The sequence below is a fragment of the Enterococcus sp. DIV1420a genome (genome assembly GCF_051712165.1).
Lineage (GTDB): Bacteria > Bacillota > Bacilli > Lactobacillales > Enterococcaceae > Enterococcus > Enterococcus faecalis.
Genome location: NZ_JBIOOI010000001.1, coordinates 1,403,466 through 1,428,991, shown reverse-complemented (window position 1 = coordinate 1,428,991; position 25,526 = coordinate 1,403,466). Strand labels below are relative to the sequence as shown.

The following is a 25,526-nucleotide window of genomic DNA, read 5'->3' as shown; positions in this document are numbered from 1 at the left end:
ATAGAATAAGCTCAAAACAACGACGAAATGAGTGAATATTCTATGCAAAGTCAACCTAAATAGATCGAAATCTACACAAATACTCAACTAATGTTTTTTGAAATTCTGGAAATCGTTCAATCACTGTACAGTAGATACGTTCCTTGGCAAATAAAAAATCGAAAGAACGTTCAACCAGACACCATCATTATTGCTTGTATAATAGTGAGAATGATGAATGGTTTAACCACCATCTCACCTGCGGATTCTTGTCCAACAAGGTCTTTGTGAACTCATTTAAAAAACAAAAAAGAGAACACCGAAATGTTCTTAATTTTATGGCTTAATTTAAAAACAACACCATTTGACAAAGAGCCACGAAAATCTGCTCTAGCAAAAAAAGAAAAAATGGTTAGATAGTTATGATTTTTGTACTTTTTGACGAACTCTAATTCTTTTTAAACGCTTTAATATCGATACTTCTTTGGATTTATTTTTTCTGTTAATCCATGTTTTTTCCTAAAAAGTATAGTCAAAGTATGGTCATTTTTTACTTTACATTTTTCAAATTCAGTAAATATTTTTGTCTAAATTTTCTTTTATATAGTATACTGTAAAAAAGATTTGGAGTGAATTACTTATGAGAAAATTTCTTAGCGTTCTCTTTACTTTCATATTATTCGCTGTCCTAACTATTTTAATAGCTGCTATTGTTGTTCTAGTCGCATTCTTTTTTTCGTAGTCTATTCAATTCCACACAAAAATAATCCCCGTTCTCAATGAGAGCGGGGATTTTGGAATGGAAGTTTTACATGCATCTGCCTGATTAGAATATATCATAATACTAGTTATATGTAAATAAAAAAAGCCCTCCGAAGAGGGCCAGCCTATTCCTTTAGAAAAAGGAGTGTCTTATGAAAAAGCTTTGTTTTGTATTAGGGTACTTTAATATTAACCCCTTTTACATATTTTGTAAATATTTTCTCAATCTGTTGGACAAATACTTATGGACCCTGATGGATTCGAACCAGCGACCGGACGGTTATGAGCCGTCTGCTCTAACCTGCTGAGCTAAGGATCCAATCACAGAATACCACTCACTATCAACTAGAATAATGAGTGGTATTCTGTATGCATCATTTTATGATACATAATATATCATAAAATTAACTAAATTCACAATAAAAATAGCTTTGCATGGACAAAACTATTTTCTCGGGGTGAACATAAAACTATTGGTAGTTATTCAGGTAATTTAATTTTAAACCTATTGAATAAATATGTAAAGTTTTCCTCAATAGGTTAGACAAGGTCAGACAAAAAAGCCCTCCGAATAGGGCATACATCCTTAAAAAAGGAGGCAATAAATGAAAAAATTTTTGTTGTGGTACACTCATACTAATCCTTTTTTAATAAATTGTAAAGCGTTTTTATGCTATAAACAACAAAAAAACTGCCTTATTGGGGCAAGACAGTTTTTTGTAACGTGAAAAATTGTGGTTGAGCAATTACATTCTAATACTTACCGCCTAAATTGTAAAGCGTTTTCTATAAAAAAGCCCTCCGAAGAGGGCATACGTCCTTTTGCAACAAAGGAGGTAAAGTGAAAAAGTTTTATTCTTAGCTTAATTAAAGTTTAATCCCTTTTATTTTAATTGTACAGTTTTTCTCTACCTCATGGACATTTTTACCCATAAATCAATTTTTCAATACTTGGCGTATACAACCAAATAAACTCATCGGGAAATTGAACATGAGATAAGGTTTTACTTGCTGTGTTTACTTGTTCGGTAATAATCCCTACAGAAGCTGGCTGAAAAGCGAAATAATCCCCCACATTTAACGTTTGGTCTGATGCAATATAAAATTTATACTTGTGTGAATTTGTAGTTAAATTGAATTGGTTTGCTTTTTTTTGACAATTTAGCGTGGGTACTAAATTATAAGTGCTCGTAATTTCAGTCTCTTTTTGACCCGTAAAACTATCAATAATAATTACTGAATTAATGGTTTGCAAGTAGATAAAACTACGCTCAAAAATCATTAACTTCTGATCATCTTTATCAATCCAGCCGCATTCCGCAAAAAAACCGACAGGAATTTCTTTTATTCGATGAAATAAAGGGGTCGGTAATTTTTCGTAGCCCCATGCATCAGTAACTAACGTATGAGGATTCTCAGCTATAAACATCGTGTTATGCGCAGCACATTCCTTCAACTGAATCCGCTCTGCTTTGGTTGACATAACTGTAACGACCACTATCAGAAATCAAGTCATCCCCTTATAATTGCAACGTAAAACTCCCTGTAGAAGCATATCCGTGTGAGCTTCCGTGCAGTCCATTGAAAAGCGTAAAATAAATATCTTCCGTTTTATAAACCATTAAACCGCTTGATTCACCACGAAAAAATTTCTCTGGCTGTATTATTTTCCAAGTTCTTTCTTCATAGAGGTTTCCTGTCCAAAGCTTTGCTACATTTGTATATTTAGATGGCTCATGCAGAAAGCCCAATTTACGATAGAAATCATATACATATCGAAAATTGACATGATCACTATCGTCGATAGGATTCAGGACATCTTGATTATCCGCTAAATAATGGGTAGATAAAATAAGTATCTTCAATTTCGATCGAAGATCCAATGGCAATGCTACTTAAAGATATTCAGATGCCTGTAATAGATACATATATGTCATTAAAACTTCATGTTGGTACAATGGGCTCTGTTCCCAATGAATGCCATCTGAATAAAATTGTAAGTCAAGGCAGATTGTCAATAGAAATGCTATTTTTTTATTACAAATATGTTACAGAGTTTTTCTTGTTAAACGACAAGGTTTTAGGGATTTTTCTACTTTTTAAACATGACAAAATAGAGGGTGTCTGTTTGAAAAATTTTTTCACCCCCAATTTATGAAACTATTCAATTATGTAACTCAAGCATCAGAATAATAAACTTGTTCGGGTGTTTGGTAATTCAAAACTTTTCGTGGTCGAGTATTAAGCATATACACATATTCTTGAATTTATTCTTGTGTATATGTCCCAATATCTACGCCCTTAGGAACATACTCACGTAATAAACCATTTGTATTTTCGTTTGTTCCTCTTTGTCAGAAAGCGTATGAACAACTTCATCAGATGGTATACGTGAAATTTCACCGGCCACACGAGCAACGGTTCTATCAGGAATTAAGCTTGCAAATAAAAACGACTTTTTCGATAAACTATGGTAAGCAAACAAGTCTTGGTTCCTTTACAACCCACAACAGTATCTAATTCAAAGTCCCCAATACGTTTTCTATCGCGCGCTTCTTTAGGACGATCACGAATGTTTTTCCCGCCTATCATTCTGTTAACATCTGTCCGGCGCTTATACTTTTCCCCTTTTCTGCGTAACAATATCAAATTCCCGTTGACTAAATCCCCTTTTCTAAGCCAACGATAAATAGTTTTATGACAAACGAAGGATTCTTCGGGAGTTCGATAAGTTCCAACGATTTGTTCAGGCGGCCAACCTTTTAATAAATCAGCTTCGATTTTTTGTTTCAACGTTAGTGAATATTTCGAACGATTTTTCTTTTGTGTTTTTCTCGTATCGGCTTTAATTTGTGCTAACGAAGGATTATATATACGCTCATTCGCATTTCTTTTTATCTCACGAGAAACTGAAGAAACAGAGCCTCCTAAGAGCTATGCAATCACTGAATAACTTTTACCTTCCCTTAAAAAAGACGCTATACACGCCCGTTCATCTATGTTAAACTGTTTATAGTTCAAAAAGAGAACTCCTTTCTGTGGTTTAGTTTGTTTTTAGGTGATTCAAACTATACACAAAGGAGTTCTTTTTTTCTAGTCTTTTTTATCATTCACTTCTTAAAATAACATATTAAAATCCAAACTGTATATAGTGTACATCACTATATCCCCATAATCTCCCACATTTATTCATAAAACACCAGTTTCTTTTTTGATCAAACGGAGCAAAAAAAGAATCATCTACTTGTATAGCTGTGTAGTTAACTCGCTCGATGATTTCCAGAGCACTATTTCCTACAGAGCAAACAAATTTTGCGCCGCCGGCTTCGATGCCGCCAAATAATTTTTCCACTAAGCTTCACTCACAAACCTTTAGATTTATTCCACATACAAGGTCACGAATTTTGCGTGCCCGATGCTTTCAAACTCTATTGTATCATTATTTATTGGCAGCGGTTCCTTTGCTTTTTCTTTCAAGTCAACTTTTTCAGCCACTTTGATCGTTTGATTGAATTTGATTGTTGCGTGTCCGTCTTTTTCCAAGAGTCCATTATAAAGACGTAAGATATAACCTGGACGGTCCTCAGCTTTTTTCAAGACACTCAAAGTCAAATTCCCCTCAATTTCGAAGAGACTAAAGCTTGCCGGCAGCGTTTGCTCCACATCACCTAAAGTGAAAATCAAACGAGAATTTAAAAACTCCGCATATTGATAGACTTCAATTGACGTCACGGCTTGTTTTGCCAGTTGTGCGACATTTGCTTGGTCAAAGCTTTCCGAAAAATATGCAGCCGAAAATTCAAAGCTCAGGGTTTTGTGGAGTTGCGCATTAGGGGTAGCGATCACGGTTTCGCCAGAAGCACGGCCAGGACGATACATCAGATTTTCTTTCCCCATAAAACCATAAGTTCTGAAAATCGTTAAACAGATCGTATCGAATTGTTCGCCGATAATTTCATATTCCCGCACGCCTTTTGGTAGGACAGCAACGCCGCGACTGTCATCGAATAATCCCACGAAAGACTGACAAGTCTCAATAGCAATCGGTTGTTCATTCCATTGTTCTTTGTTGGCTTCCCATAAGGCCATTTCTTTTTCAAAAATGACCGGACGCTCCAAGGTACCAAATTGCTGATCGGCAATCGAGAATTTTGACGCGATACCTGTATCAAACAAGATACAAATACGGTGACTATCTACATTTTGATTTTCAACAGTCAATTTGAAATCTAGCAATGGTGATTGTTTCTTCATTGACAGCTCAAGTGTGATTGGTAATTTTGCCGATGTATTCTGCTCAGCGCGTTCAGTTAAATCTTTGGGCACAGTTAGTAGAAATTCTACATGCACCGATTGGTATATATCAGATTGTTGAATCGTGACTTTAGGTTCAAAATCTGTTGACGAGATAATAAAATCCTTCGCTGGTGGTGAATAGTTGAAGGAATCGCCAGCGTCTCCATTTTCTTCAATGATTCCTTGATTTTTGTATAATACGTCATTGGCTTTATCTAAAATATCAAAGGAGCCATTTCTATTCACGCTGATTCGATAATACTCATTTTCGATGGTATCAGTTGAACACTCTTGCAAGGGCGCATTGCTGTCACCATTAAGATCAATCGTCAACTGTGTATAGCCAACGCTTGGTACGTCTGTTGTTTCAATCACGATTTTTGATTTATAAACTTTTTCAGGTAAATAGATTTCCTTAGTTGTATTCAAAACATTCCCTTGGTTCAAGACATACTCCGTTTGGTCAACCAACTCTAAAATGGTATAAGGTAACGAATTGCCTGCTTGATCAAGAATAGCAAAATCTTTTTGCGGTAAATAAACTTCCGCTTCGATTACACCTTCACGTTTAGCATTATAGGTATTAAACAGAGTAAGTGTAATCTCCTGCGCCTGCGGATTCGTGATTGCTGTTGAAATCTGACGCAAAGTCAGTTCTACAAGATTCATAGAGATATCTCGTGCCTGCTTGTAACGCATATAGACATCCTCATTGGTTGTATCAGAGACACAGGAACCAATCGAATCATGCGCGGCATTCTCAAACATTAATTTCCAGATTTCCTTGACTGTTTCGACTGGATACTCAAATCCCAATTGCATCGCCATCGTTAGAACAGGCTCCATTACATTCACCAAATAGTGCTGAATTTTCGTGTTCATCGCTTTCAAATCAGAGCGCGAGGAGAAGATCGTCTTGTGAATCCGCATCAGTTTTCCATTAATCAATTCTCCTGCGATTTCTTCTAATTCTGGATGCCGTTCTTTAACCGCTACGATATAGTTTTCAATCGTTGAAAATTGCAGCTCGTATTCACCTTTATACAATTCGTTCATTTGCTCAACCAATTCCGGCAAATTCTCTCTTACAGGAGCTTGATCAAATCCATTTGGAAAATAGACTTGATCGGTCGAACTGCGATCCCAAGTCGTCTTAAAGGGTTCTTGATGTAAAAATTCCGCTAAATCCGCTTCACGTTCAGGAATCGCGCCACCAATATAATAACCACTGGGGATTTGATAAACATTGACTACCGATCCATCCTCTCCACGCCATTTATATTCTGTGTGAGTCACTTCATCATCGCTTACTCCGCGCCAAAACATCGTATCACTGATACCAAATTCACGATAAATTTGAGGCATACTAGCTGCTTGACCAAAAGAATCAGGAACATAGCCAACATTCATGTAATCACCAAACGTTTCACAAATGTTCATCCCATACAACATATTTCGGACAATACTTTCTCCTGAAATCACAAGCTGATCTGTTTGGGTATACCAAGGACCGATAATCAGCTTGCCTTGCTTGACAAGCGCTTCGATCCTTTTCCGATCCTGTGGACGCCATTTCAAATAATCATCTAACAAAGAAGCCTGCCCATCTAAAATGAAGCTCTCATATGGACTATCTTTTTCTAGCTGGTCCAAGACCTTTTTCAAATCATGTATTAAATAGATTTTCGAGCGGCTAGTAGTAAAATACCATTCCCGATCCCAGTGACTATGCGGTACCACGTGTACTGTTTTTTTCATGCAAACATTCCTCTCATTTAGTAAAACAGGCACTCAACGATTTTCATCGCCAGTGCCTATTAATTTTTACACTCTTATTAATTCTCAAAGCTCACATAAATGTCATCCAATTCAATTTCTTCTGCTTTGTCTTCTTGTTTGTTGAAATTGACAAACAATGGTGCCACAAAGCCGATAAAGGCAGCTCCGATAAATAAACCTAGTAAGTAAGCTTGGCCATTCCCAACAGTGAAGAAGCCATAAATCCCTCCAACAGGCGGCATTTTAGCGTACATTCCAAAAGCGATACCTAGCCCTGATGCGATTGCACCACCCAACATATTAATTGGGACTAGTTTTAAGGGGTTTACCAATGTGAAGGGAATCGCCCCTTCTGTTATTCCAATAAAGCCCATTACAAAGTTGTTACGTCCAGCATCCAATAACTCCTTGTTGAAACGTTTCTTATGAAACACAGTCGCCAATGCATAACCAAATGGTACCGCACAGATTGCTACATTCACAATAATCGCAGGTAGGTAGACTCCTTCAGCTAATAGGACATTTCCTGCCATCCAAGCGGCTTTATTCACTGGTCCGCCTAAGTCAGATCCGATCATCGCTCCCATAATCATAGCAAGCAAAATCTTATTAACATTATTTTCAATCATGTTGCGGATCCAATCAACAAGACTCGTATTGATCCACGCTAACGGTTCGGAAAGTAAGGCGCCCATTACGATCGCCACCGATAATGTTGCAATTAACGGTAAAATAACTAGTGGCATAACACCAGAAAATGACTCCGCCAATTTGATTTTTTCTTTCGACCATTTCACTAAATACCCTGCCAAGAATCCGGCGATCACGGCACCCAAAAATCCGGCATTTGTATTTGAAGCAACGGCTCCACCGATAAACCCTGCTCCTAAAGCAGCTTTGTCACCAATTGAATAAGCAATAAATCCAGCAAGTACCGTATTAATCAAGCCGATACCGGTCCAACCGACCTGCTCAATTAGATAAAGTGCATGTTTGAATCCCTCCGCTTCTGCATAGGGATCTAAACTGGTTATTCCCATACCGAGCGCGATCATTTTAGGAATCGCGACGACAAGAGAGGCACCAATAATCAACGGCAGTACAAAACTGATCCCACTCATTAAGTGGCCTTTTAAATCTGCTAGAACTTTCTTCATCATTCCTGCTCCTTTTCTTTCATTTAATTTGCCTGTCTTTGCTGAACAGCAGCGATACACTTCTTCAAAACAGCTTCTGGCGCTTTGATACAAGTATTAATATTCACCCGAAGCTGTGGCTTTCCTTCAAAGCGTTCCAAACCAACCACTTTTTGATCCGTTGCCAACAGCAAAAAATCCGCTTCTTTGGCTTCTGCTGCGGTTATTTCATTGACTTGGCCTAATGATCCTTGTTGTTCGATTTTGACATCATATCCCAGTTTAGCACCAGCCTTTTCTAATGCTTTTGCCGCCATTGGCGTATGAGCTAACCCTGCTGGACATGCAGAAATTCCTACTATTTTCATCTGATTTTCTCTCCAATCATTTCTTTTTTTATCAATTCAACTAATTGTGTTTTATCTTCTGATTGTTGAACTTGTTGAATAAATTCTGTTTCTAACAAAGCCGTTGCTAAGCGACTCAGCATTTCTAAATGAACAGTACCTTCGTCTTCTTTGGGAACCATCAAAGCAAAAACATTTTTTACTGCAGAGTCATCGAAGGTTTCCCATTCAATCTCATGCTTTAAACGAATGAACAAGACAGTCGGTGTCAAAACAGTATCGGCTTTCGCATGAGGAATAGCAATGCCCTCCTGCAGTCCGGTGGAATATTCTGCTTCCCTTTCATTGAAGGCTCTGCGCGTTTCATCCGCATTTGTCACATACCCTGATTCATAGACATAGCTCGCAATGACTTCAAATAGCTCCTCTTTCGAAGCAATCGTTACATCTAAAAGGATATTTGTTTCTTTAAAGTCCATATCGGCAGCTCCTTTCTAATAGTTTTGGCATTTATATGTTGATTCGTAAAACGGCTTCTCACATTTCAAGAAATGGTTTGTTCATTCATAATGAAATAAACTTATAGGAAATTCCAATCAACCTTCGTTTCCCTTATCATTTCGAAACTGTCGAAGCAGTAGTAACACTGGTATCGCTTTACACCTTTAATTTACGAGGTTTAACCTTTTGTGTAAACACTTCCAATTTCCAATTAATTTGGCAATCATTAGTAAAGCGTTTTCCAAATAGATTGCCATTGATTTTGGAAAAAAGCAGGACTGCTAAACTATTTCAATCTTTTCTTCAATATTGTATGATGAGGACAAGTACCGGAGGTGAACCAAGTGTCTAAGCTTTCTTATCAACGATTAGATGACCTATTAGAACTATTAGCTAAACAGACGACGCCAATACCGATGAAGGAGTTGGCCAATAGCTTTGCTATTTCCGAACGGACAATACGGACAGACATTACCAATCTGAACGATATATTAATAAATGTAGGAGCCTCAATTACCTTGGTTCGGGGACAAGGGTATTTGCTGTCGATTCATTCTAAAGAGCAATTCGATGAATGGCGGTCGGAAAGCCTGTCTTCTTCAGTTGCTCACCTAACAACGAGCGAAGAACGACAAGCCTACTTGCTTTTCCTTCTATTTAAAAATGAAAACCCTTTATCGTTAGATGATTTTTTGGATCAACTATTTGTTAGTAAAAATACATTTTATTCTTATCTAAAAATAGCTCGTGATCATTTAATGTCTTATCAATTAAAAATCATCAACCGTCCAAACATAGGCTTTGAAGTTTTAGGTAATGAGTTCGCAAAACGTCAAGCCCTGAGTGATCTATTAATCGAAAAAGATTTGCAGGAGTATTTAGTTGGCTTTACTGAGATGGAATTGTCCCTCTTTGATAACATTGATCTTGGACTTTTACAAAAATTGGAGCTTAATCATCTCGCACCTTTGGAATTACTCGATTCAGATTATTATCATAAGAATATTCTCTCTCATTTTGCTTTAGCAATCAGTCGCTTTCTAGCTGGTTTTGAAATGAGTGAATTTCCTTTACGAGTGCCAGTCTTAAAACAACAGGTTCAAAATGTATTGACGCATTTTTTAGCTGAGATCGATCAGGCATTTGATATACAATTGACCAATGGTGAAAAAGACTATTTTACTTACTATTTGGCTTTAAATGCTCCACGTTTAGTCGAGACAGCAACAACGAATAACTCTTCTATCAAGATGGCTCAATCGATCGTTGACGAGCTATTACGTGCGATTAAGCGAACCTCAAATTTTGACTGGATTGAAGATAAAACATTGATTGAGGACCTGACCTCGCATATCGAAGGCTTCATTAATATGAACTTAATGAACGCTCGGCGCAGCAATCCATTGTTGACGACCATAAAAAAATCCTTTCCCCAGGCATTTGATCTGTGTCTAACACATTTAGAAATAGTTGAAAAAAAGCATGGATTGTATTTCTCTCAAGATGAGGTCGGATACATCGCCTTGCATATCGCGGGAGCAATGGAAAGAAATTCTATCAGTGATCATCGAAAATATCGCGTGATCTTGGTCTGTGGAACCGGGCGATCCATGAGTCGTATCATCGAAGCGAAGATAAATAAATACTATCAGGAAACTATTGAGGTCATTGATCGACTTTCTTATGTAGAGCTGCAGCAGCAGGATCTCACCACTATTGATTTTGTGATTACGACGGTGCCGCTAGAACAATTGAGTATCCCTCATGTTTATATCAATATTGCAAAATTAGACAAAGAAATTGTAAAAATCGAGCACTTCCTATCGCGTTTTACCGAAGCAAATGACGAAATTTATTCCTTATTTCATGAAGATTTTTATCTTCATGAGGACGTGGAAAATAAAGAACAGTTACTTGAACGAATGACCTTGCAACTGTTCCAAAAGGATTTTGTCCCTGAAAACTTTCTTGACAGCATTATGAAACGAGAAGCAATCAATCAAACAAATATCAATGAGTGGTTGGCGATTCCTCACCCTATGTCGCTATTAGCAAATCAATCTGCCGTATCCGTAGCCATCCTTCCTCATGGTGTGGATTGGGGCAACGGTGGTTTAGTCAAGTTTGTCTTTCTATTTGCTATTACAAAAGAAGATTATGAAGACACAGAGGAAATCTATAGTCTTTTATTGGAATTGATGGAACGTGAGAATATTCAACAAGCCCTTCTGCAGCAAAGCGATTATCATCACTTTTTGACTTGTATCAAGCAATTATAAAAGGGACTGGGACAAACGCCATCACCAACAATGAAAAGAATCGACCTACAAACAATTTTCTGTCATATTAAAACTGGCAGAAAATTGTTTGTAGGTCGATCACTTATTGAGGTTCTTTTCCAAGTTAACTTGAGGGACAAACTAGATCATTCTACTTATTTATACCAAACATTAGGTCACAGAGCCTGCGTATAAAAATAAATTGTTTCTATAAGAAGAATAGACTCTTCTGTACAATGTTTCAAGGAGGAAGACTTAAAATGGAAGATGAACTTCGTTCTTGTTGTACGGATTAGGCATTCATTAAAAAGTGATTATCGAATGCATTATTCGTTATGTTGAAGGGAAAAAGCGTCCTGAAAAATTTTTTAATCAGTTTGACAATATTTAAACTGCTTTCGAAAACTAAAAAGTAGTACAAAACTACATAAAAAAGTCAGTATACTTGATAAAATGTAAATTAATTGGCGTCCATTATTAATTCCTTCTTTCCAATTTACTAAGTGTGGAATACTCCTATTCATATCTTATGGACTCTGCTGGATCTAATTTACCCACTTTAATAGTAGGAACTATTGAAGCAAGAATTCCAATTCCAATTGCTAATAAGATCGTATAACAAATTGATTGAAAGTTAAGTGAGAACACATTGGATATATTATTAAATTTTTCATTGATAACATAGTTTGCAATCGTTCCAATAAGTAAAGAAAACGCAACCGATATCACTAGTGAAAATAGCGTAATGAACAACGCCTCTAAACAAAATATAATATTAATATCTCTGTTCTGGTATCCTACAGCTTTCATGACGCCTATTTCTCTGGTTCTTTCAATAATATTGATATACAAAACAATACTAATCATAACAACTGAAATAACAATAGCCTGTAAAGAGAGCACAATAAGCAACCCCTGAATAATCTTAATGAAGTTGATAACGATATTCACAATGTCCTTTTGAAATATCGCCGTATACTTTTTATTTTCAGTTATTTTTCTGATAACTTTTTCATTATCATCAGGATTTTTCAATTCTAACAATATAAACGGAATATTGGTTTTAAAATGATTTTCTTGTAATAACCTAGTAAGCTCTACATTCCTCATATAAGAATTACTTTCCTCTAAATCATCTTTAATTACACGTATAATTTTGGTATCGAATCTCCCATATTTTGTGCCATCACTCCCATTTTCAACAAGATCAATAGTGATAGGTTTATCTAGAAACTCCTTGGGTTTTAAAGCTACATTATTTTTTTCGTTAAATTCAGTAATTAAACTTTCAGGAATCGTAATCCCTTTTTCTTCTGGTGAGTTGTATTCTGTACCAGCTAGTATATCTGAAGGCGTATTAGCAGCTACTTTGATATGTGTATTTTTATATAAACTAACAATCTGGGAATAGGTAGGTATAGTATCAGATAAATTTATTTTCCCTAAATACTTAATAATAAACTTTGTCATGCTTATAATCATTCCTCTCCCGTTCTGCTCGAGTCACAACAACAAATGAAAAGATGTTGTGACTCGAGCAGAACTCTATTTTTTATAGTAAAATTTTCTTGAAAAAGGCTGTGTACACTACAAATCACGGGTAGGTGATTAAGTGCGAAGACCCACTTTTCGGCCTTGTATGCTTATATGTGTAGCTTGGCTCTTCAAACACAACTAACTGTGGCTTTGAGCACATAAACTTATTTTAGGATAAATGACTCGTTTGTGTAGAGCCTTGCAGTCAATGTACAGGCCTTCTTCTAATCCATTGAAAGGAGTTCATCACGATGTTAAAAATCGTGTACCCCAATTATTATGACATTGATGTCCACAAAACGGTTCGTTATCGCAATCACTGACAGTGAGGGAATTACTCAATACACACGCCGCCGATTTTCAACGTTCACGAACTTGTTGAAAGAGCTGAAAGCTTGAAAATAAACCTCAATGGTTTTAACAAGCAGTTCTTTTAAAAAAGAGTATACCAAATAAAGGTTTTATCTCTAAAAAATTTTTTAAGAGACAATAAAACCGTGACTTTTAGCAAATGAGACGGCTTCGTTAACTATCATTGTTCTGCTTAATTGGATACCTTTAATTGAATAATAAGATGTGTCATAAGGATCGCTTTTTTAGGAGAGCGTGATAAATAGCTGTCAATAGTCGCTGTGCAATAGCCGTAATTTGCTTTCTTATGTCCTCTACGTTTTTTTAGCTGAAAATATTTATTACGACGCTCTGGATATTTTTCACTTTATACGATGCCATTGGCAATATGAACTAAAAGAGGTCTAAGGTATTGGTCAACTTTAGAAGGAACTGACCTAAGATTGTGAGACAGGAATAAAAAAGCATCTTCCTAGACTGCTGATTTCCGATAGTCTATCGGCGATTGGTAGTCTAGTTTTTGTTGAATTCGACTTTCATTATAATAAGTAATGTATTTTTTTACAATTTCTATTACAATAGATGTAGGTTCATTTGTGAGCCCATCTAAGTAGAACGTTTCAGACTTTAGTGAGGCATGAAACGATTCGATGCAGGCATTATCTGAAGGTGTCCCTTTGCGGGACATACTCATGGTAATGCCTTTTGTTTTTATTTGATTCTGGTAGTCAAAAGAAGTATAAACAGAGCCCTGATCACTATGCAATAGACAATCCGTTGTTTGGGGCAATTGATCAAGTGTATCCAGAACAAAAGCCGTATCTTGCTTATCACCGATGGTATAGGCAATAATTTCACCATTGTATAAATCCATAATTGAAGACAAATACAATTGCTTTTGACCAAAAGGCAGATAAGTAATATCTGTTACCAATTTCTTTAAAGGAGCGTCTGAAGAAAATTGTCTATTTAGCTTGTTCTCGACAACCGTGTAAGGTTGTCCCACTTTACTGCGTTTCTTCATTTTCACGCGACAATTCCAATGATATTTCTGCATAATCTTTTGTACGGTGTTTTTGTTTACTTTGTATTCCTGATTAATCAACGCAGTAATCTTTCGATAGCCATATCGAAACTTATGCTGGAAGCAAAGTCGACGAACGGCTTCTTCAAGAGGTGTTAACTTTCCCACGTCTTTTCGATGAGTCCAACGATAATAAGTAGCTCGCGAAACGCCGAAAAGTTGACACAATGCAGTAATGGTTATTTTTCCTTTCATTTTTTTAACTAATTCTACAAATATTTCTGGCTCCACGTCCTTTCCAATTCTTTGTACTTTTTTAGCACCTCAATATGCATTTTTAAATAGTTATTTTCATTTCTAAGCTGTTGTTCATTTGATAGAATTTCTGGACCTTTACCATAAGCATATTGTTTTCCAACGGGTTGAACCAGACGATGATTCTCGCCATTACGGTACCAACGCCACCATGTTTCAATTTGTGTTTTGTTTTTAATGCCTAATTCTTCCATAATCGTTTTTACAGGAATATTCTCTTTTTTCATCTGTATAGCCATTTCTTTGATGTGGATCGGATAAGACACTCGATTTCCCATTGAAAAAGCACCTCCTAGTTAAATTCATTTTAACGTGAATTCAACAAGAGGTGCTTTTTTTATTTTGTCTCAGTTTATTGGGTCAGTTCAAGAAATCCTAACGGATTTTTTCTTATTGGCACTTTCATTATTTGTTGGCGTTAAACCAATCCAGGAACAGTTTGAATAAGTTCTTGTTCTGCCCTAAATTCTTTAGCAACTTCAATGATTAATTTTTCAAGATCAGATTTACAAAGACTCAGTGCATCGTAATGAGATTTAATGATACGAATTTTAATCGCTTGTTCCGGTATAATTTTACCGTCAATAGCTAATTCTAAATCAGATAATTTTGACTTTAAACTGCCATGTATTAAAGCAGGTAAATCAATTTCATCGGTAGACTTTTCCAGGATGGCATCAATAATTCGACTGCCACTTACTCCGAGAACATCGGATAAAACACTAAAAAGCATGATATTAGAAACAGTTAAAGAATTTTGAATCCGATTGGCTTCGCTAGAACAAAAATTCGTTAATTTGAAATGATAACGGACAAGATCACGTAACTCACGAATAGGAAGTGGAGGTATGAAACTTCCAGCAACTAAATCGTGTTTGGATAAGTCAGCAATCCATTTGGCGTCTCTTTTATCTGTTTTTTATCACGAATCGCTTTGACATATTTAGGATGAGCAAGACAAATAGAACAAGAATCTTCCAGGAAATTGTAAATAGGAGTCCAATATTTACCCGTTGACTCCATACAGATGTCCGTACAAAAATAATATTCTAACCACTGTTTCAGCTCTCCCAACCCTTTTGTGAAAGTTGAGAAGCGATGGCGAAAATATTGCGTAACTCCATGTTCGTCTGTTATGGCGATAACCGCCAACACAAAAGTTTTATGCACGTCAATCCCACAGCAATTTGGATAGACGATTTTTAGCATCAGATACATCTCCAAATCAAATTTGAGAGTCGCACCACAGGGACTGTAAGGCACTCTATAAACTAGTCGTTTACGCAAAGATAAGCTTTCATGCTCAAAGTCATATTTAGTTGTGCTTGAAGTGCCGAACTACACATATAAAAATGCGAGGTTGCATGTAAAACACACACTTACTCACCTCCCCGTGAATTGTAGTGTATGGAGCTATTCTCATGATTAGAATAACAACAAATAAAAAAGAGCCACAAAAATCCACGGAAAATGAAAATCTCAATGATCTTTCAATTTACGTGGATTTTATTTTGTTTTTTAAAGCAGTTATGTCACAGCCTCTTCAGATAGATTATATTACTTCGCACCTAATATTTGTTCTTTTGCATGTACTAATTGTGTTAAGAATGTACAGTAAGGTGTTTCTACTCCGAACATTTTACCTTTTCTAGCGATAGCTCCATTAATGTAATCAATTTCTGTTAATCGGTTACTTACGATTAAATCTTGATACATTGATGGGTGGTGTAAGCCAATTGTTTCACGTTTATAACATGTTTTAATTTGTGCTAGAACTTCTGGAATATCTAATTCAACACCTTCATGTTTTCCAACAGTAGCAAATTCATTAACAATTGTTTCTACTATACTATCAGCAACATCAGTTTCACCAAAACCTGCCATGTTTGAATCTAAAATAGTACATAGACCATTCATAGTTCCGTTAACACATGCTTTTTTATAAATTGAAGTTCTAATATGTTGTGAGTATTTGGCATTTAATTCTGCTTTATTTAAGACTTCAATTACTTCTTGAGCAGTTGTTTCATCATTACCTAAGCTTTGTAACTCTAATGAGCCATTACCAAATAATTTCACATGTCCAGGACCTTCTAAACCAGCAGTCCACATTGTATTACCTAATAAAATATTGCTTTCTGGAACATATTTTTTAACAACATCTTCGTGCCCAATACCATTTAGTAAACAAAGAACTTGAGTCTTTTCTCCCACCATATCTTTTAAAGAATTCATCATGTTATTAAGTTGCATTGCTTTTGTAAATAAAATAACTAAATCAGCTGAAAATTGAACGTCACTTAATTCATTTTGATTATAGATAGTCATTTTTTCTTTAATTTCTTCACCATTAAATGTTCCTTGTAAACCATTTGTTCTAATTTCTTCAATATGATCTGGCCATCCATCTACTAATACAACTTCATTACCTGTTTTATGTAACATGTATCCAAAACGACTTCCCATAGCTCCTGCGCCTGCAATAATAATATTCATCTATCTGACACTCCTAATTTTTTTATATTTTTTTATCCTTGATATTTAAAAACGATACTGCTGTCATATACTTTAAACATTTTTTCAAAAATTACTTTTGAAAGTAAACCTGCCGCAATTGGTACGACAAACCAACAAATAATTAATAAGACAAAGTTTAATCCAGCATCTAATGAAGCAAGAGGTCCAACTAAACCTACTAAGCCGAATCCTGCTGAGTTTGGTGTACCTGAGATATTAAATAATGAAACTGGAATAGCTGAAATAGTTGCTGTTACTAAAATTGGTAATAAGATGATTGGGTATTTAAAAAGGTTAGGCATCATCATTTTCATACCACCTAAAGCGACTGCTAAGGTTACACCTGATTCATTTACTTTCCAAGAATTAATAACTAACACTACAGTTGTAGCAGCAATTCCCATGGCAGCAGCTCCTGCTGAAACACCATTTAATTGAATCGCTAAACCAATACCTACTGTTGTAATTGGAGAAATAATTAACATCGCAAACGAACAAGCAATTAAAATACTCATCACAACTGGTTGGAATTCTGTAAAGTTGTTAATCACATTACCAATAGCAACTGTTATTTGAGTCACATATGGATAAGCAAGCATCCCAAGAACACCAGCTCCTATACCTACAACGATTGGTAAGGCAATAATTTCTACAGAGCCAAACTTATTATCAATCCACATCATCATTAAAACAGCAATTGAAGCAGTTAACATGATGTTAATAATATCACCTGTACCCGCAGCAACAAATCCACCAACTTCTGGGTTAAATTTAATAACTCCTGATCCAGCGAATGCTGCTCCACCTACCATCATCATTTTTGGTGGTGTTAAATCAAATTGTTTCGCAATAAGTGCTGCAATAATTAAAGGTGTTGCTACTTGAAAAATAAGTGCTGCATGAATAATTTGTTGAATAATAGTTACATCTGCAAAATATTTAAGAATAGCTCCTAATACAGCATTTGGAATTAATGCAATGATTGTTCCTTGCGCTGTACCTGCTAATAATTTATTGAAAAAAACTTTCACTGAAATTTTGTTATTACTTGAATTTTGATCTACCATTTTCATTCCCCTATCTTATTTCATCAGTTTTTTATGCCATTAACTAATTGATTTTTTTCACTTACTGATATAAATTAATGAAAAAACCTTTAACAAAAAATATTAAAACTCTTCTTACCCCTCATTTCATTAACTATTACTTGCTACACACATACTATATCTATATGTGAAAAAATATACAAATAAATAAAATTAATGGCGCTATTGTTTTTTTTAATACCTTCATGAAAACACTGTTAAAACAATGTTTGTTTTTTTTATAATTAATTTCACTGTGAAATTTTAATCAATTTTTAATGTTCATAAAAGTATACCATTCTTATTTTTTATTTCAAGTTCAAAATAAAACAAGTAGAAAAAAGATTTTAACATTAAAAAAAGAGATTAACAAAATAATTGTTAGTCTATTAATATTGTTTTATTACGCTCCTAAAATTTGCTCTTTCGTATGAACTAATTGCGTTAAGAATGAGCAATAAGGTGTTTCAATACCATACTATTTTCCTTTTCTGACAATTGCACCATTGATGTAGTCAATTTCTGTTAATCGATTGTTAATGATTAAGTCTTGATACATTGAAGGATGATGTAAACCTATTGTTTCTCTGTTATAACAAGTTTTAATTTGTGCTAAAACTTCTGGTACGTTTAAAGCAGCATTTTCTTTTTCAGCAACAGCGGCAAATTCAGAAACAATTGATTCTACAATATCATCAGCAACATCTGCTTCACCAAAGCCTGCCATATTTGAATCTAAAATAGTACATAAGCCGTTCATAGTTCCATTAACACATGCTTTTTTATAAATAGAAGATAAAATATTATTTGAGTATTTAGCATTTAAATTAGCAACATTTGATACTTTAATTACTTCTTCAGCTGCTTCCTTGCTGTCAGTACCTAGATTTTGTAGATCAATCGAACCATTTCCAAATAATTTTGCTTTACCTGGTCCTTCAAGTCCAGCTGTCCACATTGTATTTCCTAGAATAATATTGCTTAATGGTACATATTTTTTAATCACATCTTCATGACCAATACCATTTAATAGACAGAGAACTTTTGTATTTTCACCAACCATATTATTAATAGATTGCATCATACCATCTAATTACATTGCTTTTATAAATAAAATAACTAAATCAGCAGAAAAATCTACTGAAGAAACATCATTTTGATGATAATTTGAAATGTTTTCTACTACTTCTTCACCATTAAAATTAGCTTTCAAGCCATTTTGCTTAATTAAGTCAATATGTTCTTGACATCCATCAATTAAAATCACATCATTTTTTGCTTGATGTAACATTAATCCAAAACGACTTCCCATAGCTCCTGCACCTGTAATAATAAATTTCATACAATACACTCTCCTAATTTTTTTATTAAATAATAGTAATATTAAAAATAATGTAAAACCCTTTATTTATATGGTAAAATAGAGATTAGAGACAATTAAAAAAACGACAAAATAATCTTTTCATAATAAGAATGGACAAGGTGATTTTATGAATATTCAACAGCTTAAATATTTTATTGAAATTGCAAATACAAAAAATTTATCATCTGCAGCTCGTAACCTTTTTGTAACGCAACCAACTTTATCATTAGCATTAAAAAAAATGGAAAGTGAGTTACGAACGTCTCTTTTTACCCATACAGATACTCCCTTCCAGCTAACTAATACTGGCGTGTATTTATATGAAGAAGGCCAACAAATAGTTGAACAATTTGATCAACTAATTTCAGATATCCATAATATGAATGAAACTTCTACAGAAAAAAAGAAAAAAATCAAACTAGGTATTACAACACTATTTTCTGTACAATTCATGCAAGAAATATCTCAGTACCTAGCAACCCATCCACATGTTGATTTAGTCATCAAGCAAGATGGTTCTCCTCATTTACAAGGGTTACTTAACCAAGATGAATTAGATATTGGTTTAATTTCATTTCCAAATATTTATCCAGAATCAATTTCTATTGAGGCTCTTGGAACATCAACAAAAGGCTACCATGTTTATGTTGTTGTACCAGAAGACAATCCTCTATCGCAAAAAAAAGAACTCACCTTCAAAGATCTAGAAGGTCAACGTTTCTCTTCACTTACAACTAACTTCATGTTAGGAAGACTACTCATTGATCGAGCTGCTGATTGTGGTTATAAACCCAATATCGTACTCCATAATGATGATTTACAAGTTTTACTTCATAGTGTCAATAAAAATGAGTCTATCTGTATCCTACCAATTGAATACAAAGAAGTTGGTAAGAGCGATAACGTTAGATGGATTCCTTTAAGAGATAAATATGATTATTTCCCAATAGGAATTGCTTTAAGAAAAGACTATCACGTCACAAAAGATATTAAAGATTTCATCGAGATTATTAAGAACAATTAATAATCTCGATGTTTTTTTATCCTTGATAATTAAATACTACGCTACTATCGTATAATTTTAACATTTTCTAAAATACTATTTTGGATAATAAACCAACTGCGATTGGCAAAACAAACCAAGAAATGATAGTGTGAAAACAAAATGGAATAGGTCATCATAAAAAACAAGAGGAAACATATACCTAATAAACCCCAAAAATTGCAGGTGATTTTAGATACTATAAAATAACTAATTAGCTAACTAACATACTTCAGGCGTAAGCAGGAAGTAATCAAGTATATTCCGTAAAAAGTAATCTCTGTTTATTTTCAAGGTACTTAAAAAAGAAAGGAAACTTCATTATGGCTAAAATACAGGATATCGTTCCAGCAAACATCCAACCAAATAAAGCAAATCGAAACGAAGCAATTCAGCCTCATTCAACCAAACCGAAGATCGCTTTGCGACTAAAACTTAATAACCTAGACATTACCTTCTATAATGACTGTGTGTGACAAATATCTTTTGTACACTGTTCTTAAAGAGTTGGCTATCTATGATCGTTGATTATACAAAAGTGAAATACATCTATATTGTTTGCGGAAAGACCGATATGCGCCGTAGCATTGATGGCTTAGCCGCCATTATTATGGATCAATACGCACTTGATGCCTATTCAGACGTCCTCTTCTTATTTTGTGGTGGGCGTCTTGACCGATTTAAAGCATTGTATTGGGAGGCGATGGTTTTCTTCTCCTCTATAAGAGATTTGAAAATGGGAACTTACGTTGGCCCAGAAAGCGTTCTGAAGTGAAAACGCTGACTGAACAACAAATGTGCTGGCTATTGTAAGGTTTATCAATTGAACAGAAACAAAAAATTGAGGTCGCAAAACCTGAATTTTTATCATAAATAAAACAGTTAAAGCCCTTTGTATCATTGGATTTTAACTGTTTTTTACAACAAAAAATGATATAACAATAACCGAATAAATAGATGGAAAAGAAGTGTATCATGTGACTGAATTAGAAAAGCAATTGATGAAAAATAACGATGCATTGTTAGCTCAAGTTGAAGCTCAGGCAAATGAACTTCGCTTACTTCGCGAACAAGTCGTTTACCTAACTAAAAAACTTTTGGGTCGCTCCTCGGAAAAAAGTGTTGACCTTGAAAGTCAACTAGATTTGTTCCAAGATGATGAGTCTTTTAAGACAACAGAGATAACTGTAGAAAAAAACATAGTCGAGGAAATTCAATATAAACGAAAAAACGTGTAGGATATAAGGCAACACTTACTAAATATTTACCCATAAAAGAAATTCACTGTAAATTGAATGGAGCAGATTGTTTTTGTTATTGGTGTAATAGTGAACTATGCCATATCAGAAAGTCCTATGTACACGAGGAAGTTGTTTTCGTTCCTGCGACTATGTATAAGAAAGTCTATTATCAACACGCCTATGAATTCCCAACTTGTAAAAGTGACAGAGAAGATGCCATCAAGAAAGCTTCGGTTCCAAAACAGCCAATCACTCATAGTCTAACATCACCGTCGGTGTTGGCACAACTACTCCATCAAAATATTGAACTAAGCCTTCCTTTTCATCGTCAAGAAAAAGAATGGCTAAATTATGGGTTAAAGGTGCCAAGAAGAACCTTTGCCAATTGGTTTATCATTAGTACCGAAAAATGGTTGAAACCAACTTGGCAAAAACTAAAGGAACATCTTTTAGCAGAAGAACTCCTTCACGCAGATGAAACCTACTATAAAGTTCTTTCAAGCGATAAACAGATAACGTATTATTGGTTATTTAGAACAATTGAACAGTCAAAACATCCAATCATCCTTTTTCAGCATGATCTAACTTGTAGTAGCACTGTAGCACAAACATTTTTGCGTGGATTTAAAGGATTTCTTCACTATGATACTTACAGTGCTTATGGAACATTAGAAAATATGACATTAGTGAAGTGTTGGGCGCATGTTAGAAAAAAGTTCGTTGAGGCAAAAGGGACAACTATCAAGTCTTCTAAGGCATATCAAGATGTGGCATTTTGTAATGCTCTTTTCCAAATTGAACGAGATATTCAATCGCTTTCACCAGAGGAGAAATTTCAGATTAGAAACGTGAAATTAAAACTAATTCTAGATAATTTTTGGCAATGGATTAGCTCCTTTCACGTACTTAACGGTTCTAAGCTAGGAAAAGCCGTCGGCTATGCCATCAATAACCGAACTAGCTTGATGAATTTCTTATGTGAGGGTCGGTGCGCAACTTCAAATAATCTTGCCGAACACAGCATTCGTCCGACAACTATCGGTAGAAAGAACTGGAATTTTTCAACAAGTACACATGGAGCAATTGCGAATAGTATTGTGTATAGTTTAGTTGAAACAGCTAAAGAAAATGACATCAATCTTACCAAATATTATGAATATTTCTGAAAAAATAAAAAAGACTTTTTTTATTTACCACCAAATTCAAAATTACCTTCTGAACGAGATTTACAAAAAAATATAATGTTAGTAGATCAACAATAAGAAACTCTTTAGACTATTTACAAAGAATTGGTTTAGTAACAAGAATCCAAGGAAACGGTACCTTTATATCGAATATTGAAAAGACTAATATTAACCTTACATCTCAAAATAGTTTATCAAAAATTTAAAAAAATTCTGGTTATAAGGTTTCCAATGAGTTATTAGATTTTCATATTGTCAAATTAACAAGCGAACTAGAAAGTGTATTCGATGAAAAATATACATCCTTCTATTATATTAAAAGATTAAGAATTATTGATAAAAAGCCTTTATTGATATAAGAAACATACTTACCAAAATCTTTATTTAAAGACTTCAATGTCAATAAAATTATTGAAAGTAACCTGTATGATTATATTGATAAAAAATATGGTATTTATCCTAAAATTGCTTACGAAAATTTTACTGCAATTGAAATTAACCAACAAGATGCGGATATATTAAAAATATCTCAAGGGAAATCAGTTTTAAAATGATAGCTATAGGTAATCTTTTGATGTAATCTCCAGATTTTCCCCCGCTCCACACCGTACGTGCGATTTTCACCGCATACGGCGTTCCATCAATGTCTACTAACATCTATCATACAGTTATAGATTCAGCGACAATTCACAATTTTTAGATTTTTTTCGAAACTGGTTGATTATCTCAAGTTGAGCGCGTGTAATTCTCATTTTTCTTACAAGGATTGAGGCGCTCATACTGTCCTCTTCATGAATAAGTTGATGAATGTTCCGATGAATGATAACTAAGTTTTGGAAGTTATCCTTTCCACCAAGACTTTTAGGTATAATACGGTGACAGTAAATATCTGCAAGCTCCAAGAACTCTTTTGTTACTCGGCATCTGCCTCGTTGTGACGAGTACTTAGAGACACGATTATCCTTAAATTCAATACTTTCGTCAGGGTTATTCATATTCATAAGTTGACTGATAATATCAATTGGAAAGGTAAGATACTTGTGTATTAGCACACGTCCTTCGGGCGTGTACTTGCAGGTTCCCATTTTTGGTAATGACGTATGGCTGTGTTTAACGAATCCTAAAGGAATCATAGGATAGCCATTAATCCATCTTAACTGCTTCAAACGTGCATAGTTTTTCTTAACGAAATCACTAGGTGGCTGTCCTGTTTTCTTAACATCCAATCGATTTTTGATGATAATCATTATACGTTGATTAATTTTCGGGCAATCCACACTATGTGGGTAGCCTTTTTATAATATTGATGGATCCCTATCACCATCGAGTTGTACTTAACTAGCTGTTTTTGCAACTCATCTTTGGTGGGGGTGTGTTGAATTACCTTTATTTGTTTTGCTAGATTGTCAGATACTTTTTTCATGGCTTTAGGGCACATGTGCGTTTCTATGACAAAGGTCTTTCTTTTGCGAACTAACTTCATAGTAAAACCGAGGAATTCAGATTCCTGTTTTTTCAGATTAACTACTTTTGATTTTTCTGTACTAACATCGAGTTTCAGACGTTCCTTTAGCCACAATTTGGTGGTTATAAATATACTGTCTGCATCGCTACGTTTTCTACAAAAGATTTTGAAGTCATCGGCATATCTTACGATATAAATCTCTTTTAGTTCCGAACCACGCAACTCTCGATATTTATTTCCTTTGTCCCAGTAACCTTTATTGGCACGATAAACATCATAATTATGCCTTGTAGGATGGGTTTCCCACTGTGAAGATATCCACCAGTCTAGTTCATTTAGTACAACGTTTGCGAGGAGTGAGGAAAGTATCCCGCCTTACGTAGTTCCTTTCTTGGGGTGCTCAATTCGACCATCTTTATGAATGATAGGCGCTTTGAACATTGCTCTAATAACACCTAGAAACCACTTATCTTGAATTCCTAACGTCCAGAGCTGTTTGATAAGCTTTGAATGGTTTACATTGTCAAAGAATTCTTCAATATCAATGTCTATTACATAAGTAAGCTTAGACACTTGTGCTAATCGTACTGCTTGAGCGAACGCATGGTGCGCCGATCGATTAGGTCGGAAACCATAATTCTTTTCATGGAATTTTGCTTCCATAACAGGTTCTAAGACTTGTAATAGACATTGTTGTACGATTCTGTCCCAGATAGTAGGGATACCAAGTGGACGAGTTTTCCCGTTCGGTTTTGGGATTTCTACTCTTTTAACTGGTTGTGGTTTGTATTCTGAGAATTTTGTTTGCATGATTTTGATAAAGTCCACATTAGGTATTTCTTTTAAATCATCAATATTTTTGTTATCAACGCCTAGAGACATACTTCCAGAGTTTCCTTTAACATTTCTATACGCTAGTAAGAGATTATTCGACGAAGTTACAATCTCCATAAGGTTATTGAAAACGTGATTATCACTACTTTCTTTGTATAGATTGTCAAAGTTGTCAATCATGCCATAGTATTCCATATGACGGATTGAATGTGATGCTGATACGTTTTCCATAGCACCGCCTCCCTTCGGATGTCGGTGTTTATTTTGTCATACTCGATTCTATGGATTGCATCATAACTGTTAGTAAAACTAATTGACTCGTGGCTATCCCTCCACAGCTTGTTATCACTGCTTCATAGGTACTGTGCCACTACTCTCACTAGTATAAATGAGCTTATTATTCTTCGTCTCAACCGCTTCAAAGGAGGTTAGTCCTCCACGTGACTAGCTTTCAACGTTCCAATGATTTTATCCATACATTTACTTTTAG

The 25,526-nt window shown here is 34.9% G+C and carries 15 protein-coding genes, 1 tRNA gene and 12 pseudogenes; 8 read left to right on the top strand and 20 right to left on the bottom strand.

The features are described 5' to 3' along the window. Positions 1 to 986: 986 nt before the first annotated feature. The 11 genes and pseudogenes from IGI80_RS07270 to IGI80_RS07220 form a co-directional block, all read right to left on the bottom strand. Positions 987 to 1,060: transfer RNA gene (locus tag IGI80_RS07270), tRNA-Ile, on the bottom strand. Between the two features lie 606 nt (positions 1,061 to 1,666). After that, positions 1,667 to 1,831, bottom strand: a pseudogene (locus IGI80_RS07265) (lytic exoenzyme target recognition domain-containing protein); the annotation flags it as partial. Positions 1,832 to 1,888: 57 nt separating this feature from the next. Continuing rightward, positions 1,889 to 2,170, bottom strand: a pseudogene (locus IGI80_RS07260) (alginate lyase family protein); the annotation flags it as partial. A gap of 91 nt (positions 2,171 to 2,261) precedes the next feature. Then, positions 2,262 to 2,606 carry a hypothetical protein gene (locus tag IGI80_RS07255; RefSeq protein ID WP_438723130.1) on the bottom strand — a complete coding sequence of 115 codons (345 nt, stop codon included), beginning with the start codon at positions 2,604 to 2,606 and terminating at the stop codon, positions 2,262 to 2,264. Positions 2,607 to 2,918: 312 nt separating this feature from the next. Then, positions 2,919 to 3,095: pseudogene (locus tag IGI80_RS07250) on the bottom strand (transposase); the annotation flags it as partial. 79 nt (positions 3,096 to 3,174) lie between these two features. Beyond that, entirely contained in the window at positions 3,175 to 3,615 is a 441-nt protein-coding gene (locus IGI80_RS07245) for an IS30 family transposase (protein ID WP_438723433.1), read from the bottom strand. 382 nt (positions 3,616 to 3,997) lie between these two features. Continuing rightward, positions 3,998 to 4,093: pseudogene (locus tag IGI80_RS07240) on the bottom strand (fructokinase); the annotation flags it as partial. A 26-nt stretch (positions 4,094 to 4,119) separates the two neighbouring features. Further along, positions 4,120 to 6,795, bottom strand: coding sequence for a mannosylglycerate hydrolase (gene mngB, locus IGI80_RS07235; protein WP_438723129.1), 2,676 nt, complete (start codon positions 6,793 to 6,795; stop codon positions 4,120 to 4,122). Between the two features lie 77 nt (positions 6,796 to 6,872). Continuing rightward, a complete protein-coding gene (locus tag IGI80_RS07230; protein ID WP_438723432.1) occupies positions 6,873 to 7,973 on the bottom strand; it encodes a PTS fructose transporter subunit IIC in 1,101 nt (366 codons plus the stop codon). A 23-nt stretch (positions 7,974 to 7,996) separates the two neighbouring features. Beyond that, complete coding sequence (locus IGI80_RS07225; RefSeq protein WP_010746876.1) at positions 7,997 to 8,320, bottom strand: PTS fructose transporter subunit IIB; 324 nt, start codon at positions 8,318 to 8,320, stop codon at positions 7,997 to 7,999. Then, positions 8,317 to 8,778 carry a PTS sugar transporter subunit IIA gene (locus IGI80_RS07220; RefSeq protein ID WP_438723128.1) on the bottom strand — a complete coding sequence of 154 codons (462 nt, stop codon included), beginning with the start codon at positions 8,776 to 8,778 and terminating at the stop codon, positions 8,317 to 8,319. The genes IGI80_RS07225 and IGI80_RS07220 overlap by 4 nt, the downstream gene beginning before the upstream one ends. A gap of 366 nt (positions 8,779 to 9,144) precedes the next feature. Between IGI80_RS07220 and IGI80_RS07215 the strand changes: the two genes are divergently transcribed. Then, on the top strand, positions 9,145 to 11,079 hold the full coding sequence (locus IGI80_RS07215; protein ID WP_438723127.1) for a BglG family transcription antiterminator: 1,935 nt from the start codon (positions 9,145 to 9,147) through the stop codon (positions 11,077 to 11,079). A gap of 516 nt (positions 11,080 to 11,595) precedes the next feature. Here IGI80_RS07215 and IGI80_RS07210 read toward each other — a convergent pair. Next, positions 11,596 to 12,549 (bottom strand): ABC transporter permease, encoded by a 954-nt coding sequence (locus IGI80_RS07210; RefSeq protein ID WP_438723126.1) that lies wholly within the window; start codon positions 12,547 to 12,549, stop codon positions 11,596 to 11,598. Between the two features lie 317 nt (positions 12,550 to 12,866). On the opposite strand from IGI80_RS07210, the pseudogene IGI80_RS07205 reads away from it, so the two are divergent. Then, positions 12,867 to 13,008, top strand: a pseudogene (locus tag IGI80_RS07205) (IS110 family transposase); the annotation flags it as partial. Between the two features lie 221 nt (positions 13,009 to 13,229). Here IGI80_RS07205 and IGI80_RS07200 read toward each other — a convergent pair. From IGI80_RS07200 to IGI80_RS07175, 6 genes and pseudogenes are all read right to left on the bottom strand, one after another. After that, a pseudogene (locus IGI80_RS07200) lies at positions 13,230 to 13,393 on the bottom strand (IS110 family transposase); the annotation flags it as partial. A 45-nt stretch (positions 13,394 to 13,438) separates the two neighbouring features. Further along, positions 13,439 to 14,583 (bottom strand): IS3 family transposase gene (locus IGI80_RS07195; RefSeq protein ID WP_438723124.1). Its coding sequence is split into 2 segments (ribosomal slippage): positions 13,439 to 14,310 and positions 14,310 to 14,583, totalling 1,146 coding nucleotides; the frame shifts between segments, so codons are not numbered across the junction. A 90-nt stretch (positions 14,584 to 14,673) separates the two neighbouring features. After that, positions 14,674 to 15,514, bottom strand: a pseudogene (locus IGI80_RS07190) (IS110 family transposase); the annotation flags it as partial. A 348-nt stretch (positions 15,515 to 15,862) separates the two neighbouring features. Then, positions 15,863 to 16,801, bottom strand: coding sequence for a 2-dehydropantoate 2-reductase (locus tag IGI80_RS07185; RefSeq protein WP_438723123.1), 939 nt, complete (start codon positions 16,799 to 16,801; stop codon positions 15,863 to 15,865). A gap of 32 nt (positions 16,802 to 16,833) precedes the next feature. Further along, positions 16,834 to 17,889, bottom strand: a complete 1,056-nt coding sequence (locus IGI80_RS07180) for a PTS sugar transporter subunit IIC (RefSeq protein WP_438723430.1) — start codon at positions 17,887 to 17,889, stop codon at positions 16,834 to 16,836. A gap of 421 nt (positions 17,890 to 18,310) precedes the next feature. Further along, a pseudogene (locus tag IGI80_RS07175) lies at positions 18,311 to 19,249 on the bottom strand (2-dehydropantoate 2-reductase). Positions 19,250 to 19,397: 148 nt separating this feature from the next. On the opposite strand from IGI80_RS07175, the gene IGI80_RS07170 reads away from it, so the two are divergent. The 6 genes and pseudogenes from IGI80_RS07170 to IGI80_RS07145 form a co-directional block, all read left to right on the top strand. Beyond that, entirely contained in the window at positions 19,398 to 20,294 is an 897-nt protein-coding gene (locus IGI80_RS07170) for a LysR family transcriptional regulator (RefSeq protein WP_438723122.1), read from the top strand. Positions 20,295 to 20,829: 535 nt separating this feature from the next. Beyond that, positions 20,830 to 21,087, top strand: a complete 258-nt coding sequence (gene tnpB / locus IGI80_RS07165; RefSeq protein WP_438723121.1) for an IS66 family insertion sequence element accessory protein TnpB — start codon at positions 20,830 to 20,832, stop codon at positions 21,085 to 21,087. 202 nt (positions 21,088 to 21,289) lie between these two features. Beyond that, positions 21,290 to 21,550 carry a hypothetical protein gene (locus IGI80_RS07160; protein WP_438723120.1) on the top strand — a complete coding sequence of 87 codons (261 nt, stop codon included), beginning with the start codon at positions 21,290 to 21,292 and terminating at the stop codon, positions 21,548 to 21,550. Between the two features lie 23 nt (positions 21,551 to 21,573). Further along, a pseudogene (gene tnpC / locus IGI80_RS07155) lies at positions 21,574 to 22,719 on the top strand (IS66 family transposase); the annotation flags it as partial. Positions 22,720 to 22,793: 74 nt separating this feature from the next. Continuing rightward, positions 22,794 to 22,943 (top strand): annotated as a pseudogene (locus IGI80_RS07150) (GntR family transcriptional regulator); the annotation flags it as partial. Between the two features lie 165 nt (positions 22,944 to 23,108). Then, positions 23,109 to 23,291, top strand: a pseudogene (locus IGI80_RS07145) (UTRA domain-containing protein); the annotation flags it as partial. A 114-nt stretch (positions 23,292 to 23,405) separates the two neighbouring features. Here IGI80_RS07145 and IGI80_RS07140 read toward each other — a convergent pair. After that, a complete protein-coding gene (locus IGI80_RS07140) occupies positions 23,406 to 23,984 on the bottom strand; it encodes an HNH endonuclease signature motif containing protein (RefSeq protein ID WP_438723118.1) in 579 nt (192 codons plus the stop codon). After that, positions 23,984 to 25,012: pseudogene (ltrA, locus tag IGI80_RS07135) on the bottom strand (group II intron reverse transcriptase/maturase). The gene IGI80_RS07140 and the pseudogene ltrA overlap by 1 nt, the downstream one beginning before the upstream one ends. Between the last annotated feature and the right edge of the window lie 514 nt (positions 25,013 to 25,526).

Excerpts from the sequence above, each read along its gene's own strand:
- mngB (WP_438723129.1), bottom strand. The coding sequence starts at position 6,795 with ATGAAAAAAACAGTACACGTGGTACCGCATAGTCACTGGGATCGGGAA.
- IGI80_RS07230 (WP_438723432.1), bottom strand. The coding sequence starts at position 7,973 with ATGAAGAAAGTTCTAGCAGATTTAAAAGGCCACTTAATGAGTGGGATC.
- IGI80_RS07225 (WP_010746876.1), bottom strand. The coding sequence starts at position 8,320 with ATGAAAATAGTAGGAATTTCTGCATGTCCAGCAGGGTTAGCTCATACG.
- IGI80_RS07220 (WP_438723128.1), bottom strand. The coding sequence starts at position 8,778 with ATGGACTTTAAAGAAACAAATATCCTTTTAGATGTAACGATTGCTTCG.
- IGI80_RS07210 (WP_438723126.1), bottom strand. The coding sequence starts at position 12,549 with ATGACAAAGTTTATTATTAAGTATTTAGGGAAAATAAATTTATCTGAT.
- IGI80_RS07185 (WP_438723123.1), bottom strand. The coding sequence starts at position 16,801 with ATGAATATTATTATTGCAGGCGCAGGAGCTATGGGAAGTCGTTTTGGA.
- IGI80_RS07180 (WP_438723430.1), bottom strand. The coding sequence starts at position 17,889 with ATGGTAGATCAAAATTCAAGTAATAACAAAATTTCAGTGAAAGTTTTT.
- IGI80_RS07170 (WP_438723122.1), top strand. The coding sequence starts at position 19,398 with ATGAATATTCAACAGCTTAAATATTTTATTGAAATTGCAAATACAAAA.
- tnpB (WP_438723121.1), top strand. The coding sequence starts at position 20,830 with ATGATCGTTGATTATACAAAAGTGAAATACATCTATATTGTTTGCGGA.
- IGI80_RS07140 (WP_438723118.1), bottom strand. The coding sequence starts at position 23,984 with ATGATTATCATCAAAAATCGATTGGATGTTAAGAAAACAGGACAGCCA.